Origin of the sequence: Paraburkholderia azotifigens, from assembly GCF_007995085.1 — a bacterium.
GTDB classification, from domain to species: Bacteria; Pseudomonadota; Gammaproteobacteria; order Burkholderiales; family Burkholderiaceae; genus Paraburkholderia; species Paraburkholderia azotifigens.
Genome location: NZ_VOQS01000003.1, coordinates 1,997,947 through 2,012,435 on the forward strand (window position 1 = coordinate 1,997,947; position 14,489 = coordinate 2,012,435).

At 60.8% G+C, this 14,489-nt stretch carries 9 protein-coding genes; 4 read left to right on the forward strand and 5 right to left on the reverse strand.

The window, feature by feature from the left end; all coding sequences use genetic code 11:
• Nucleotides 1-211: 211 nt before the first annotated feature.
• The 4 genes from FRZ40_RS26125 (at nucleotide 212) to FRZ40_RS26140 (ending at nucleotide 3,872) form a co-directional block, all read left to right on the forward strand.
• The gene (locus tag FRZ40_RS26125) at nucleotides 212-1,591 is read left to right on the forward strand and encodes a sensor histidine kinase (RefSeq protein ID WP_147236058.1); all 1,380 of its coding nucleotides are present in this window, start codon (nucleotides 212-214) and stop codon (nucleotides 1,589-1,591) included.
• A 10-nt stretch (nucleotides 1,592-1,601) separates the two neighbouring features.
• Nucleotides 1,602-2,273 carry a response regulator gene (locus FRZ40_RS26130; RefSeq protein WP_028367995.1) on the forward strand — a complete coding sequence of 224 codons (672 nt, stop codon included), beginning with the start codon at nucleotides 1,602-1,604 and terminating at the stop codon, nucleotides 2,271-2,273.
• Between the two features lie 177 nt (nucleotides 2,274-2,450).
• On the forward strand, nucleotides 2,451-3,578 hold the full coding sequence (locus tag FRZ40_RS26135) for a porin (protein ID WP_147236059.1): 1,128 nt from the start codon (nucleotides 2,451-2,453) through the stop codon (nucleotides 3,576-3,578).
• Nucleotides 3,579-3,641: 63 nt separating this feature from the next.
• Nucleotides 3,642-3,872: a hypothetical protein gene (locus FRZ40_RS26140; RefSeq protein WP_147236060.1), complete on the forward strand. Its 231-nt coding sequence runs from the start codon at nucleotides 3,642-3,644 to the stop codon at nucleotides 3,870-3,872.
• A 113-nt stretch (nucleotides 3,873-3,985) separates the two neighbouring features.
• On the opposite strand, the gene FRZ40_RS26145 is transcribed toward FRZ40_RS26140, so the two are convergent.
• The 5 genes from FRZ40_RS26145 to FRZ40_RS26165 form a co-directional block, all read right to left on the reverse strand.
• On the reverse strand, nucleotides 3,986-4,288 hold the full coding sequence (locus FRZ40_RS26145) for a hypothetical protein (protein ID WP_147236061.1): 303 nt from the start codon (nucleotides 4,286-4,288) through the stop codon (nucleotides 3,986-3,988).
• Between the two features lie 73 nt (nucleotides 4,289-4,361).
• On the reverse strand, nucleotides 4,362-9,863 hold the full coding sequence (locus tag FRZ40_RS26150; protein ID WP_147236795.1) for a trifunctional serine/threonine-protein kinase/ATP-binding protein/sensor histidine kinase: 5,502 nt from the start codon (nucleotides 9,861-9,863) through the stop codon (nucleotides 4,362-4,364).
• A 190-nt stretch (nucleotides 9,864-10,053) separates the two neighbouring features.
• Nucleotides 10,054-11,352 carry an HlyD/EmrA/EmrK family protein gene (locus FRZ40_RS26155; RefSeq protein ID WP_147236062.1) on the reverse strand — a complete coding sequence of 433 codons (1,299 nt, stop codon included), beginning with the start codon at nucleotides 11,350-11,352 and terminating at the stop codon, nucleotides 10,054-10,056.
• Nucleotides 11,353-11,396: 44 nt separating this feature from the next.
• Nucleotides 11,397-12,881 (reverse strand): efflux transporter outer membrane subunit, encoded by a 1,485-nt coding sequence (locus tag FRZ40_RS26160; RefSeq protein WP_147236063.1) that lies wholly within the window; start codon nucleotides 12,879-12,881, stop codon nucleotides 11,397-11,399.
• Nucleotides 12,882-12,928: 47 nt separating this feature from the next.
• A complete protein-coding gene (locus FRZ40_RS26165; RefSeq protein WP_147236064.1) occupies nucleotides 12,929-14,485 on the reverse strand; it encodes a DHA2 family efflux MFS transporter permease subunit in 1,557 nt (518 codons plus the stop codon).
• Nucleotides 14,486-14,489 lie beyond the last annotated feature (4 nt).

Consider the following 14,489-nt stretch of genomic DNA (forward strand, 5'->3'; position numbering starts at 1 on the left):
TTTTCGCGCAATCACGAGTCGATACCTTTCATTCGGAAAGGCGACATTGAACATTAATGGAAATCCCGCATAAGAATCGCAATGCAGCGAAAGCGGCGAGAAGGGTAACGCCTCATAAAATCGCGCCATAGAGAAGAAAAGGGCGGCAGAGAAACTCCGCCGCGAGTCCACGTTTGCGGCCGCCCGCATCAACTCAAAATGGGAGGTCAGTGTGGCGTTAAGTCTGCGCGCCCGATTGCTTTTATGGTTGATGGTGCCGCTTGCCGCGTTTGTCGTCGTGACGGCGCTCGTGTCATATGACGCGGTACGCCATACCGCCGATCTCGCGCAGGATGCCGCGTTGCTGTCGTCCGCGCGGACCATAGGCGAAGATATCGATTGGGACGACGGCAGGCTCACTGCGAACATTCCTCCGGCCGCACTCGAAATATTCGAGTCGCCGTATCAGGATCAGGTGTTCTACAAGGTGGTGGTCGCGGGCAAGGAACTGCTGGGTGGCAATCCGGAACTCGAAGGACCGTCGCGCGAATCATCGCAGCCCGTGTTTTACGATTCGACACTGGACGGCCGGCAAATTCGCGTCGTTGCTTACGTTCGACAACTATACGACTCCGGCAAGGTCGAGCCGGTGATGGTTATCGTCGGCAAGACACAGGCGTCGCGTCACGCCATGCTCGAACAACTGTGGCGACCACAGTTCCTGCGCGAATGCCTGATGCTCGCGCTCGTGGCTGCACTCGTGCCGCTCGGGTTGACTGTCGAACTGCGTCCGTTGATGAAACTCAAGGACGACCTGACCGACCGTTTGCCGATGCAGATCGAACCGATGCGTGCTGAAGGATTGCCATGGGAGTTGCGGCCCATCGTCGATGCCATCAATCAATGTATTGCGCAGCTCAAGGTTCATACCGCGACGCAGCGCCAGTTCATTGCCGATGCCGCGCATCAGTTGCGTACGCCGTTGACCCTGCTCGACACGCAGATCCAGTATGCGACCCGGCGCGAACATGACGGCCTTGTGCTCGCCGATGTGCTCGAGGGCATGCGCCGCAGCACGCGCAAGATGACCGATATGACCAACCAGCTTCTCCTTCTCGCGCGGGCCGAGTCGTCGCCGAGTTGCGTGCATGACAAGGTGGATATGTCGGCAGTCGTGGCGTCTGTGCTCGAAGACCTGATCGTCGCCGCTCAACGGCGCGCGATCGATCTGGGCGCCGATGTTGCCGATGGAGACGCCGATAAGGTGTACGTGGAAGGCAGCGCAAATCTTCTGCATGCACTTGTCGCGAATCTCGTCGACAACGCAATCCGTTACACGCAGGAGGGTGGACAGGTCACCGCGCTATGCAAGCGTGACGGCGAGCATGTCGTGTTTCAGGTTGTCGATAACGGACCGGGCATTCCGGCTGAAGCGCGAGCTCATGTGTTCGAGCGCTTCTATCGTGGTACGGCGCCCGTCGAAGGAACAGGGCTGGGTCTGTCCATCGTGCGTGAAATCGCGCACCTGCACCATGGAACCGTTGCTCTCGGTCAGGGAGCCGACAGCACGGGTCTGGTTGTCAGCGTGCAATTGCCTGCGTGGCGTAATTGAGGAAGACGCGGTGAAACTTCTGCTTGTCGAAGATAACGCTGAACTGGCTCATTGGATCGTCAATCTGCTGCGGGCGGAGAATTTCGTGGTGGATAGCGTCCCCGATGCCGAACACGCCGACGCTATTCTCGGTAATCAAAGTTATGACGTCGTGCTGCTCGATATGCGTCTGCCGAGCATGAGCGGAAAAGATCTGCTGAGCCGATTGCGGCGGCGCGGCGACAACGTGCCGATCCTGATGCTGACCGCGCACGGATCAATCGACGACAAGGTCGATTGCTTCAGCGCCGGGGCAGATGACTACGTCGTCAAACCCTTCGATGCACGCGAGCTCGTTGCGCGAATCAAGGCGATCGTGCGACGCCAGTCGTCCGAAAAGGCCGTGTCACTGGTCTGCGGCGACTTGCATTATCAGTTCAACACGCGTGAGTTTAGTCAAAAGGATGCGCCGCTTCCGCTGCGTCGCCGCGAGCATGCGATCCTCGAAACGCTGATGCTGCGACGAGGCAAAACCGTGTCCAAAGCGACGTTAGTGGAATGCATATTCAGTCTCGATGACGAACCGAGCGTCGATGCGATCGATATCTATATCCATCGACTACGAAAGCATCTTTCGACGTCGACTGCCCAGATCATGACGTTGCGCGGACTCGGTTATATCTTGCGCACGCGAGACGCATGAACATGCTGATGGAGGGACGTTCACACATCCGTAAATCTACTTAGACATGCCAGGTGGTCGCGATAGCGTCGTGAAGGATTGGGCTCGCTAGCATTGAGACATGCCTCGATCGGATTCTAAGAAACCGGGGCACAAGAAACGAACAGAATCTCAACGCAGCAACTAGAGGAGACAATCTTGAATAAGCGGCACTTGACCCTGGTTCTTGTTTCAGGCGCGCTTGCAGCGACCAGCGCGCATGCGCAGTCGAGCGTTCAGCTGTATGGCCTGCTCGATTTGAGCGTGCCGACCTATGTCACTCACGCCGACGCAAAGGGCAATCATGTCGTAGGTATGGGTGTCGATGGCGAGCCCTGGTTCAGTGGCAGCCGATGGGGGGTAAAGGGTGCAGAAGATATTGGCGGCGGTTCGAAGATCATCTTCCGGCTCGAGAGCGAGTATCGGGTGAGCGACGGCGCGATGGAAGACCCGGGTCAGATCTTCGACCGCGATGCATGGGTCGGCCTGCTGGATGACCGGCTCGGCAAGATCACGTTCGGCTTCCAGAACACGATCGCACGGGATGCATCTGCCATTTACGGCGACCCGTACGGTTCGGCGAGCCTGAGTACGGAAGAGGGCGGGTGGACCAACGCCAACAATTTCAAGCAGATGATTTTCTATGCGGCTAGCGCGACGGGGACGCGTTACACCAACGGTGTCGCGTGGAAGAAGCTCTTCGATAACGGCCTGTTCCTGTCTGCAGGCTACGCGTTTGGTAATACGACGAGCTTTCCGACGGGCTCGAACTACCAGGCAGCAGTTGGCTATAACGGCGGACCATTCAATGTATCCGCGTTCTACAGCCATGCAAACAACCAGGGGAACACGAACCAGTCGTACTCGGTTGGCGGAAACTATATCTTCAGTATCATTCGGCTGAACGCTGGCTATTTCCACTATCTTGGCGATCAGGGCGCACTGGGACAGCGTCATGACGATGCATGGACTGTGTCGATGAAGGTCGCTCCGAAAGGACCGTTCGATTACGAACTGGGCTATCAGCAGATGCGCGTGAAGAATGCCGCATACAACGCGGACGGCGATATTCCGAATGCCAACATCGGCACGTTCGATCCTGCTTCGGGCCTGCACAATGGCTACAAGGAAACGCTGTACTGGTCGGCGTTCTATCATCTGTCGAAGCGTACGGAGGTGTACGTCGCAGGTGACTATATGCGCCTGCACGGCGGTTATACGGTCGCGAGCACGTTCGGCGCAACGAATCAGCTTGAGCTGACGACGGGTATCCGTACGCGCTTCTGACTTTAGACGCGTTCGCTCTTTTAGCCGAAGAGCGTTTTCAAGCTATCAGACAATGGAGACGTGATGAGAACGAATGCTTTTCTGGGCGCATCGATCATGCTGGCCGTGATGGTTGCAGGCGTAAGTGCAGCAAACGCTCAAGGCGGCAGCGATGCAACGGGTACGTCGGCAGCATCCGCCTCGAGCGCGAACCACAAGAAGGCGAAGAAGCCCAAACGTGTGCCGAATGCGAAGGCGGCGGCAGACTCGATTTCACCAGGCGGTGCCAGCGATACGGGCAAGGGCGGTCAGTGACAATCGAAGTGTCGCGTTAGCAAACGCGGTAGTTTGGGCGTAAGTATGAAGCCCGCGCTGAATGGAGCGCGGGCCTTCTACTTCAGCATCGAACGCTCGATAAGCGTATCAATTCAACCGGCAGTACGGCAGCGAACGATGGGCGCGGTATACGGCGTGGGATAGTCAGAGCGGGGGCCCGCCAGCAGTCGCAAGCGCTGCGTCGCCAGCACATCTGCTTCTGTCTGTTCGCGAGTGCTCAATGCCATTGCCGGGGCGTCTGCAGGTAGTGGTTCGTTTACCGCGCACTGAAGCGCTCTGCCGTCACTGAGACGCACGTTCGTCGTATACGCGTAGTCGTGCTGTGCGGCGATACCGCCAGAGTTCCAGATGGCCGCCAGCGCCGGCAGCGCCAGGATCAGGGTTCGGGTTTGCATACGCGACTCCTTGCGTTGCTTTTCCTCCGTTAGACGCGATCAGCGAGCAGAGGTGTCCGTCGGATCTTTCCGATCATCGGTTACAGCGGACGGGCACTGTAAACTGGACGACAGCGCCTCGGGGCTGGTTCGGACTCGCCCATAAGCGGCCACCATGCGCGTCGATGATCGAACGGGAAATCGACAATCCCATACCCAGGCCCGTGGACTTAGAGGTATAGAAGGGCGCGAAAGCCTGCTCGGTGTTCTCTATAGCAAAGCCAGGTCCTGAGTCGCGCACGCTCACGAGCACGCAGTCAGCATCGGCGCGCTGTGTCTCGATCTGCAAGTGCCGTATTTCGTCGCGGGCGAAGCTCATCGCCTCCAGCGCGTTGATGATCAGGTTGAGGAGTACCTGTTGCAGTTGGACACGGTCCCCTCCGATCAATGGCAAACCGCCCGATAGTTGCGTCTGCACGGAAGCGCCGCGCTTGGCCGCTTCCCCGCGCGTCAGCTCGATCACCTCGCGAATCGCTTCGTTGATATCCACCGGTTCTTCGCGTGGTGGCGCCTTTTTCACCATTTGACGAATTCGCCCAAGCACGTCAGCGGCTCGGGTCGAGTCCTTGACGATGCGACTGAGTACCTGGTCGACCTCGCCGATGTCAGGCGGCTGGGCGCGCAGCCAGCGAAGCGCGGCCTGCGCGCTGGTCACGGTCGCCGCAATGGGCTGATTGACTTCATGCGCAATGGAGGCCGTGAGCTGCCCCATGGTCGCAACGCGGTTTGCATGCTCAAGTTCCGTTTGCACTTCGCGATAGCGATGCTCACTTTCGCGGGCTTTCTTCTCCGCTTCCTTTCGCTCGGTCAGATCGAGCACGAACGCAACACCTTCCTTCCGGCTCGCTTCGAAACTCGCCAGGCCGACGATGACGGGAACGCGGCGGCCGTCCTTCCTGATGTACTCCTTTTCGTACGGTTGGGCGCGTCCGGTGCGGATGGACTCCACGAGAGCATGCTCGCTGCCCTCCCGCGATTCGGGAGGCGTGAGATCGCGCCAACGTACGCGGCCCGAAACGAGATCCTCGCGTTCGTATCCCACCATGCGAAGAAATGCATCGTTCGCCTCAAGAATGTCGCCACGGGCATTCCAGACGATGATCCCAATGATGTTCGCTTCGACGAGGCGCCGGATCTTCACTTCGCGTTCGGTCACGTCGCGGTACAAACGGGCGTTTTCAAGCGAAATGGCTGCCTGCGAGGCCACCAGTTTCAGCACGGCAATACGCGCGGGACTGAACGCGCGGGCAGTCAGATTGTTTTCGAGGTAGAGCGCGCCGATCAGCTTCGTCTGATTCATCAGCGGCATGCAGAGGATAGAGCGTGCGTGATGCGCGCGGATATACGGATCGGTGGAAAACGAGGAGTCGCTCGCGGCGTCGTCGAGAAAAATGCTTTCGCGGGTGCGTAGCGCATGGTAGAGGATCGACTCCGGCAACATCGCCGCATTGACGGGCACGTCGCACAGTTGCAACTGTGTCGCTTCGCCGCCTGCCGTCACCTCCGCCGCGACTCGCTGTTCACTGCCATCCGACAGGATCAACAGGCCTCGCTCTCCGCCCGCCTGCTCGATGGCGGTCCGCATGACCATCTCGATCAGCTTGTCGAGCACGATGTCGCCCGAGGCGGCCTGCGACACCTTGATCACGGTCGCGAGATCGAGCTGCTCGACAGAGGCTGCGATCGTGGTCGTCGGGCCGGGAGCGGGCGCTTCCGTTCTGAGGAAAGGATGGTGTTCTTCGAGCTGCCGCACTTTCCCATCGGCGCCCCAGCGCAGATACCCGTAGCGCGCGTCATGCAGATACACACGGGAAATCTTTTTGAAACCACGCGTTGCGTAAAAGCGCGAGGCAAGTTCATTGGCGAGCGCCTCGATATGGATAAAGCCGCTCTCTTGCGCGGAGTGTATTGCGCGCTCATAAAGCATTTCCGCATCGACCACCCGGCCTTCCAGGCGTGCGATCTCCGCACCGATGAGCGTGGCGCGGCTTTCAAAGTTCTCAGGGCAGTTTTTCGCCCAGATTTGAAACTGGCTGTAGTGTTCGTTCATAGCGCGCAAGCGCTGCGGCCACTCGCCGACAGGACTCGAATCGCATACGGCAGCCTGGACCAGCGCGCTGTAGAAGTGGTATTCGGCTTCCTCGAAGAACGAGGACGAGGTCCAAAGCAGGGGCTGAGCTTTCGCGGCGGCATCCATTGCCGCCGGAAAGTCCTCGGCAAGATATCGCGCCTGCAGTTTTCTGGTCCAGTACCAACACTCGGCGAGCGCCAGATCCCGACTGGCGGACAGATGACTTTCGGTGCGGAGTTCGTTGAACTGTGCGTCATCGAAGCAGCCGAACGTCGGCGTTAAGCCGCGAAGCATCCGGACAAGCGCAAGTTGCGTGGCGATGAAGTCGACGACCAGACCGAATCGGACCTTCCCGGCGTACACAAGGCCACGTTCAGCTTCGACTTGTATCTCGGACAGCGTCTCGCCGGCAAAGAGCAGATCCGAATTGAGGCTGTTGCCCGCGTAAGCGCCATACGGAAGGTCGCCGATGCGGTTCGCCGCGTCGAATGCGCGACGCAGCAGATCACGGCAATCCCGTACGGGCTTCAGCCAGCGTACGACAAAAATCGAGAAGCACAGATACGTTTTTGCTTCGAAGCGTTTGAGTCCACGTCGATCGACGAGTTCGCAGCCGAGCTGTCCGAATCGATACCCCGCCTGATAGTCGCCGAAACGTCTTCCCGCGACCCTTCCGACATTGGCATAGAGCACGCACGAAGCATCGCAGTTGCCTCTCTCGAGACTCAGATTCACCGCCTTGCAGATCGTCAGGCATGCAAGATTTGCATCCGTCTGCAAGGCTGGCGCGAAGAGCTTGCTAAGAGCCTCGACGGTCCCGAGGGAGGCCGCATCCTCCATGAGCGGCAAGTCGATGAGTTCCTCGATGGCGCGGTCTCCAAGCTGGGACCAGATGTGCTCGTATTCGCGCCGCACGGTATCGTCGCTTGGGTGAGGAGACCAATCGATGCCGACGTGCCGGAGATAGGCGAGACAGACCTCGACTGCGCGGTCGCTTCGATCAAGTACCAGATAGACATCCAGCTGCAGGCAAGCGATGAGCGCATGTTCGACCGTTGTTTCGGCGCGAGCAGACAACGCGTTCAGGCGCTCGTCTGCAAGCGATGGCTGCCCTGTCAGGAATTCACACTCGGCACGGTTCAGTTCCAATGCAAACGTGAGATCGTGCTGGCGCTCCCAGCAATCGGTGCCCAATAGTTCTGCACCGGCGACAAGATAGCTGAGCGCCGAGGCATAGGCCGACGACGCCTTGGCGCGCCGGCCGGCGAGCAGATTGAATCGGGCTAGTTGCTCACGGGCGTCCTGTGCAGCGATCAGCGTAGCACCGCGATTGAGCTGGCCTACTATTTCGAAGATCGCTTCCTCTCGCCGTTCTGGCGGCGTCTGTGCCGCGAGCAGCCACCCGATCCGCAGGTGAGCCTCGGTGCGGGAGTCTTTAGGGATCGTTGAGTAGGCCGCTTCATGAATGCGGTCGTGAACGAACGCATAGGCGTTTTCCAGCCGCGCGACGAGTTCCTGACGGATCGCCTCCCACAAGGCTGCGTGGACCTGCGCTTCCTGCATACCAAGAACGGTCGACAACGTCACAGTCCCAGCGGCGTTTCCCAGACACGCGAGATGCTGCATCACTTGCAGCGTGTCGGCTGGCAGGCGCGTCAGCTTGCCGACCATCAGATCGACCACGTTGTCCGTATAACCCTTGGCGTCGATCCGGCCCAGATCCCAACACCATTGCCCCGCATCGTGATCGAAGACGAGCAGTTCCGCGTCGATGAGTGCGTGCAGGAACTGGATCACGAAGAATGGATTGCCGGCAGTTTTATCCAGCACGAGTCGAGCCAGTGGGTCCACCCGCTCCGGCTGGCAGTGAAGCGCGTCTCCGATTAACTGTCTGATGTGCGTACCGGCCAGCGGCGCCAGCGTGATTTCACCGATCCGGACATCCGCCTTTCCGATGGCCTTGAGTTTGAGCGTGAGTGGATGCGTCGCGTCCACCTCGTTATCGCGGTAGGCGCCGATCAGCAGCAGATATTGCAGATCGGAGCGGGTCAGGAGATCTTCAAGCAGGTCGAGCGTTGCGGCGTCGAGCCATTGCAGATCGTCGAGAAACAGTGCAAGCGGATGTTGGGCGCGCGCAAATACGCCGATGAAGCGTCGGAACACGAGCATGAAGCGGCTTTGGGCCTGCTGTGGCTCGAGTTCCGGGACGGGCGGTTGTTCACCGATGATCAGCTTCAGTTCAGGAATCAGGTCAGTCATGAGCCGCGCGTTGGGTTCCAGCGCGCCGAGCAAGGCTTCGCGCCAACTCGCCAGTTCGATGTCACGTCTTCCAAGTAGCGGACCCACCAGACCTTGAAACGCCTGCACCAGCGTCGAATAAGGGATGTTCCGCTTGTATTGATCGAACTTGCCCGATGCGAAGAGTCCGCGCGGCGGCACGAGCACCCTGTGCAGTTCGTTGACGGCCGAAGACTTGCCTATACCGGAGTAGCCGGAAACCAGAATCAGCTCTGGCGTGCCGCTAGCAACGACGCGCTCGAACGCTGCAATCAGGGTTTGCACGTCGCGCTCGCGTCCATAGAGCTTCTCCGGGAGAAGCAGCCGGTCCGGTATATCGCGCTGGCCAAGCACGAACGGGTCGATACGGTGTTGGCGCCGCCATTCATCGAGGCAATGCTCAAGATCCCGCTCGACGCCGGCTGCCGTCTGATAGCGCTCCTCGGGCGTTTTCGCGAGCAGCTTCATCACCAGTTCCGAGATGGCTGGTGGCACGGTGCTGACGCGAGCACTGGGGGGCACCGGCATTCTGGCGATATGGCAGTGCACCCATTCCATGGCGTCCATGGCCGTGAACGGAAGTGCGTTGACCAACATCTGATAGAGCGTGACGCCGAACGCGTAAAGATCACTGCGCGAATCGATCGACCGATTCATTCGCCCCGTCTGCTCCGGCGCCATATAGGCAAGTGTGCCGGCGATGGATTCGGGCGGCTCGGGCGGTTGCCGCTCGCGAGGAAGCCGCGAAGCGATGCCGAAGCCAGTGAGCCTCACCTGGCCATCAGCGCAGTTCACCATAATATGCGCGGGCTTGAGGTCTTTATGAACGAGGTCACGCTGATGGAGTTTGCCCAACGCCGCAGCGGTGCCGACAGCGATCTCCAGGAACTCTTCGATTTCCATAGGCGCGCCGAGTCGTCCTTCGAGCGGCTCCCCGCCGGGATCATCGAGCACCAGCACAGGCCGGCGGGCTTCGCGCACCAGTTCCAACGGGCGCACCGCCCACGCACCCTCGAGTTCGTCCTTCAGGCCGAACTCGTGGGCGAGAAGATCGAGGGTGGCGGGTAACGGGTTTTCGGCGGCAGGCTGTAGCAGGAGGAAGCTGTCGCTGCTGTCTGCCTTCGGGTGCGGCCCCCGGGAGAGGATGCGCTCGCCATCGTCCCACAGGGTCTGGAAGCTTTTACCCATAGGCGCCGAAACCGTCTGAAGGTCTGCATCTGCCGTCGCCGGCATAGGGCTGCTGACCGTCGTACCGCGTACGTTATATGTGTCGACATGGCAGCAGGGAACGCCTCAGCATACACCTGCACGAATATTTGATCGCGACAGGCCTCCGGGGCCCGACGGTCTCGTCTGATGGTTGGGTGCTTCGCCCGTATCATGCGTTGCCTCCTTGCGCGACGGGCGCGCGTTGGCGAGCCGCCGTGTCACCCTGCGTTTTCGGCGCGGCGCCCTTCGCCTCGGATTTCGCGGCAGCGGCGCGCGAGGCCATCTCGTTCTGCGCGAGAAGCTTCTCAATTTCGATGTCGGCCTGTGATCCATACTCTGCGAAGACGTCAGTGCGATAACTCGTGTTGCTGGCCGCGCCCAGTTGCGTCCCGGAGTCGTCGCGCGTATCGACCTTGACCTGCATCGACAAGCCGATTCGCAGGGGATGTGCGGCAAGTTCGCGCTGATCCAGTTGAATGCGCACGGGCAAACGCTGAACGATCTTGATCCAGTTGCCCGTCGCGTTCTGTGCCGGCAGCGTCGCGAATGCGCTGCCCGTACCGGCCGAAAAGCCCTCGATCCGTCCGTGATACGTCATGCCGGATCCGTACACGTCGGCGATCAGCACGACAGGCTGACCGATGCGCATGCGCTTTAACTGCACTTCCTTGAAATTCGCGTCAACCCAGACGCCGTCGAGCGGCACGATCGCCATCAACGGCGTGCCGGGAGACACGCGCTGTCCCACCTGAACCGAGCGTTTCGCGACATAGCCCGTCACGGGAGCGGGCAATGTGTTGCGCGCATAGGCAAGCCAGGCGTCCCGCACTTTCGACCCGGCGGCCTGCACATCGGGATGCTGCGCCACGGTCGTACGGTCGGTGAGCGCGTGATTGGCTTCGTCCTGCTGACGCGCCGCATCGAGCGCGGCCTGTGCGGCATTCACGGCATCGCGAGCGTGCGCGATATCTTCGGCGGAGACGGCACCCGAGTCCGCGACAGCCGCGCGCCGGCGCAGATCGTTCGTGGCACGGGCGAGCTCCGAACGGCGCTGCGCAACGTTAGCGGCGTAGAAGTCGTTGTTCACGTACAGGCTGCTGACGCGACGCACGGTTTGCCCGAATTCGGCCTCGGCCTTCATCAGAGCGTTCCGCGCATCCGCGGGGTCTAGCGCGACGACAGCGTCGCCCGCTTTCACGATCTGCGTGTCGTCGGCGTTGACGGCGGTGACAGTGCCCGTGACCTGAGGAGTGAGCTCGACGAGATTGCCGCTGACATAAGCGTCGTCGGTGGCCTCGTGATATCGGCCCCACTTGAAGTAATAGGTGCCGTAGGCCGCGCCGGCTGCGACCACAGCGGCGGCCAGAAGCGCGAGCAGGCGCTTGCGTTGATTCCGGGCGGGCGTCTCCGTGCTTTTGCTGACGGCGGCACGCGCGACTTCACTGCCGGATCTGAAGGTATCTCCCATCTCAACTCTCCCAAAGCGGTTGCAAACACGGTCTCGAACGTCAGTCAATGTGCGACGGCATCGGTGCTGCCCGCCGCCTCGGCCCGGTCGTCGACATAGCCGCCGCCGAGCGCCGAAGCGAGCGCGATTTGCTGGTCGCGCCGGTTCATCTTCAGATCGGCAACGGCCTGCTCGGTGTCGAGAGCCGTGACGTCGGCATTGAGCACCGTCAACTGGTTCGTGAGACCGGCCTTGTACTGCCGGATCGCAAGCTGATCGGCGCCGTCTGCCGCTTGCTGCGCGAGTTGGGCATCGATGAGTTGCGCATCGCTCGAACGAATTCCGGCAAGCTGCGTGGCAACTTCGGTGAGCGCGGTAACGAGCGTGAGGTTGTATGTCGCGACGGCATAGTCGAATTCCGCGTAGCGCCCTTTGAGCTGTGCACGCAACTCGCCGGCGTCGAAAATCGGCAGATGGATGGCGGGTCCGACGGAAGCGGTCCGGCTCGCGGCCGTCAGAAAGCGGCCGAAACCGAACGCGTCGAGGCCGATGGCCGCGCTCAGATTGATGTCCGGATAGAACTCTGCCTTCGCTTCCTTCACTTCATGCATGAGCGCATCGACGCGCCAGCGGGCTGCGACGATTTCGGGGCGACGGCTGACCAGATCCGCGGGCAGGTTGTCGGGCAGGCGCACCTCGTCGCCGATCCCGAGCGCTGGCCGGTCGATCCGCAGACCGCGATCCGGGCCCGCACCCATCAATGCCGCCAGCTGATAGCGCGTGGTCAGGATATTGCCGTCGAGCGCCGTGACATTCGCGCGGCTCGTCGCGAGATTGGCTTGCGCGGTCTTGCGTTCGACCTGCGTATCGAGACCCGTCGCAATGCGGCTCGCCGTGATGCGATCGATTTCCTCGCGGCGCGCGACCTCCTGCTGCGCAATGTCGCGCAGCGCGTAGAGGCGTGCGAGCTGGTTGTAGGTGCGCGCGATCGCGGTATCGAGCGTGAGCCGGACGGCTTCCTCGTCGGCCTTGCTCGCTGCCAGTTGCGACACGGCCGCCTTGAGTGCTTCGCGATTCTTGCCCCACAGATCGAGGTCGTACGAAGCCGTCAAAAGCCCTTTGTTCTCCGTCTGCCAGGAGCCGGCAACGGGAGGAGGGATAAGCGCGGTGCTGCTGTACTGCTGACGCGTCAGCGAGTAGTTGGCGTCGACTCGAGGCAGAGTGCTGGCCTTCGCGGTTTCGCTGTAGGCTTGAGCCGCGCGCACCCGCGACCGCGCTTGCTCGAGCGTCGGGCTATCTTTGCGTGCTTCTGCAACTAGCGTCATGAGCTGCGCATCGCCGAACTGTTTGACCCAGTCGGCAGCAGGCCAGTGACCGTGTCCGGCGGGCAGGCTCGCGCCCGTTTCGAACGCATTCGGCGAGGCAAGCTGCGCATTGCCGTGGATGCCCGCATAGTTCACGCATGCGCAGAGCGATGCCGCAAAGGTGGCGGACAAACCGACCTTCAACACGCGTTCGACGACGCCCGATCCAGAAGTCAGCGAGTTCATTTCGAGTGGATCCTGTGAGAACGTGGAATGGATGCGCGCGCGATGCTTCAATGGCCGCCCGCGCCTGGCGCGCTCGCACCTCGAGTCGGCCTCGTCAACCAGATCAATGGAACGATGACGATGAAGATCACAGCGGAGACCCAGAAGACGTCGTTGAGCCCAAGCATGGACGCTTGTGCGTCGAGTGAGGACTCGAAGAGCGCCGTGGCTTTGGCAGTGCTGAATTCGAGCGTCGTCTGGAGATTGGCGATGGTGCCGATGAAGTTCGGATTGTTGACGCTCGTCTGATCGACGAGCCGCGCGTGATGGAAGATCGTCCGGTCCGACCACTTCGTGCTCAGCAGTGATGTGCCCACCGCGCCAGCGAAAATCCGCACGAAGTTCGACAGGCCCGCCGCCGCGGGAATCTTCCCGGGAGGCAGCCCCGAGAGGATGATCGCGGTGAGCGGCGTGAAAAACAGGGCAGTGGGTATGCCTTGCAGCAAGGTAGGCAGCACGAGCGTGAAGGCATCGACATCCGTTGTGTAGCGGGACCGCATGAAGAAGACCCCGGCAAAGCCGACAAATGCCAGCGTGGCGAGCACGCGGCTGTCGGAGCGTGGCATGATTTTTCCCAACAGCGGCGCGAGCATCACGGAGAAGATGCCGAGCGGTGCCGTCACGAGCCCCGCGTCGACGGCGCGGTAGCCGAGATATCCCTGGATCCACTGCGGCAGGATCACGAGGTTCGCGAAAAACAGCGCATAAGCGACGGAAATCGCCACAGTGCCGCCCAGAAAATTTCGTCCGGCAAAGAGACGCAGGTCGATCACGGGCTTTTCTTCGGTGAACTCCCAGATCAGAAAGAACAGAAAGCTGATCGCGGCGACGATGGTCAGTACCCAGATCACGGGCGAATTGAACCAGTCGAGATCTTTGCCCTTGTCGAGCATGATCTGCAGCGACGCCACCCAGGCGATCAGCGAGAGCAAGCCGATGACATCGATGGGCAGCTTGCGTGCGGGCGTTTCGCGATCGCGGTACACCATCCAGATCACGCCCGCAGCAAACAGACCGACAGGCACGTTGATATAGAAGATCCACGACCAGTTGTAGCTATCGGTAATCCAGCCGCCTAGCGCCGGGCCGGCGATGGGTCCGACCGTCGCGGTCATCGCCCACAACGACAGTGCGTTCGAGCTTTTGTCCTCGGGAAACGATGCGAGCAGCAACGCTTGCGACAGCGGCACCAGCGGCCCCGCGACCAGGCCTTGCACGACGCGTGCGGCGAGCAGAACCAGCAGATTCGGCGCAAGCCCGCACGCCGCGGAGGACAGCACGAACAGCAAGATCGCCCAGACGAACAGCCTGACCTGGCCGACTCGCTGAGTGAGCCAGCCGGTCAGCGGAATCGACACCGCGTTTGCCGCTGCGAACAGTGTGATGACCCATGTCCCTTCATCGACCGATACGCCCAGATTGCCGGACAGAGTAGGAATCGCGACATTCGCGATGGAGGAATCGAGCACGTTCATGAACGTCGCCAGCGCGACCGCGAATGTGCCGAGTACGAATCTGATGCCCGTCAACGGTGCTTTGGCGATATGGTCGGGTTGGGTGTTCATCGTC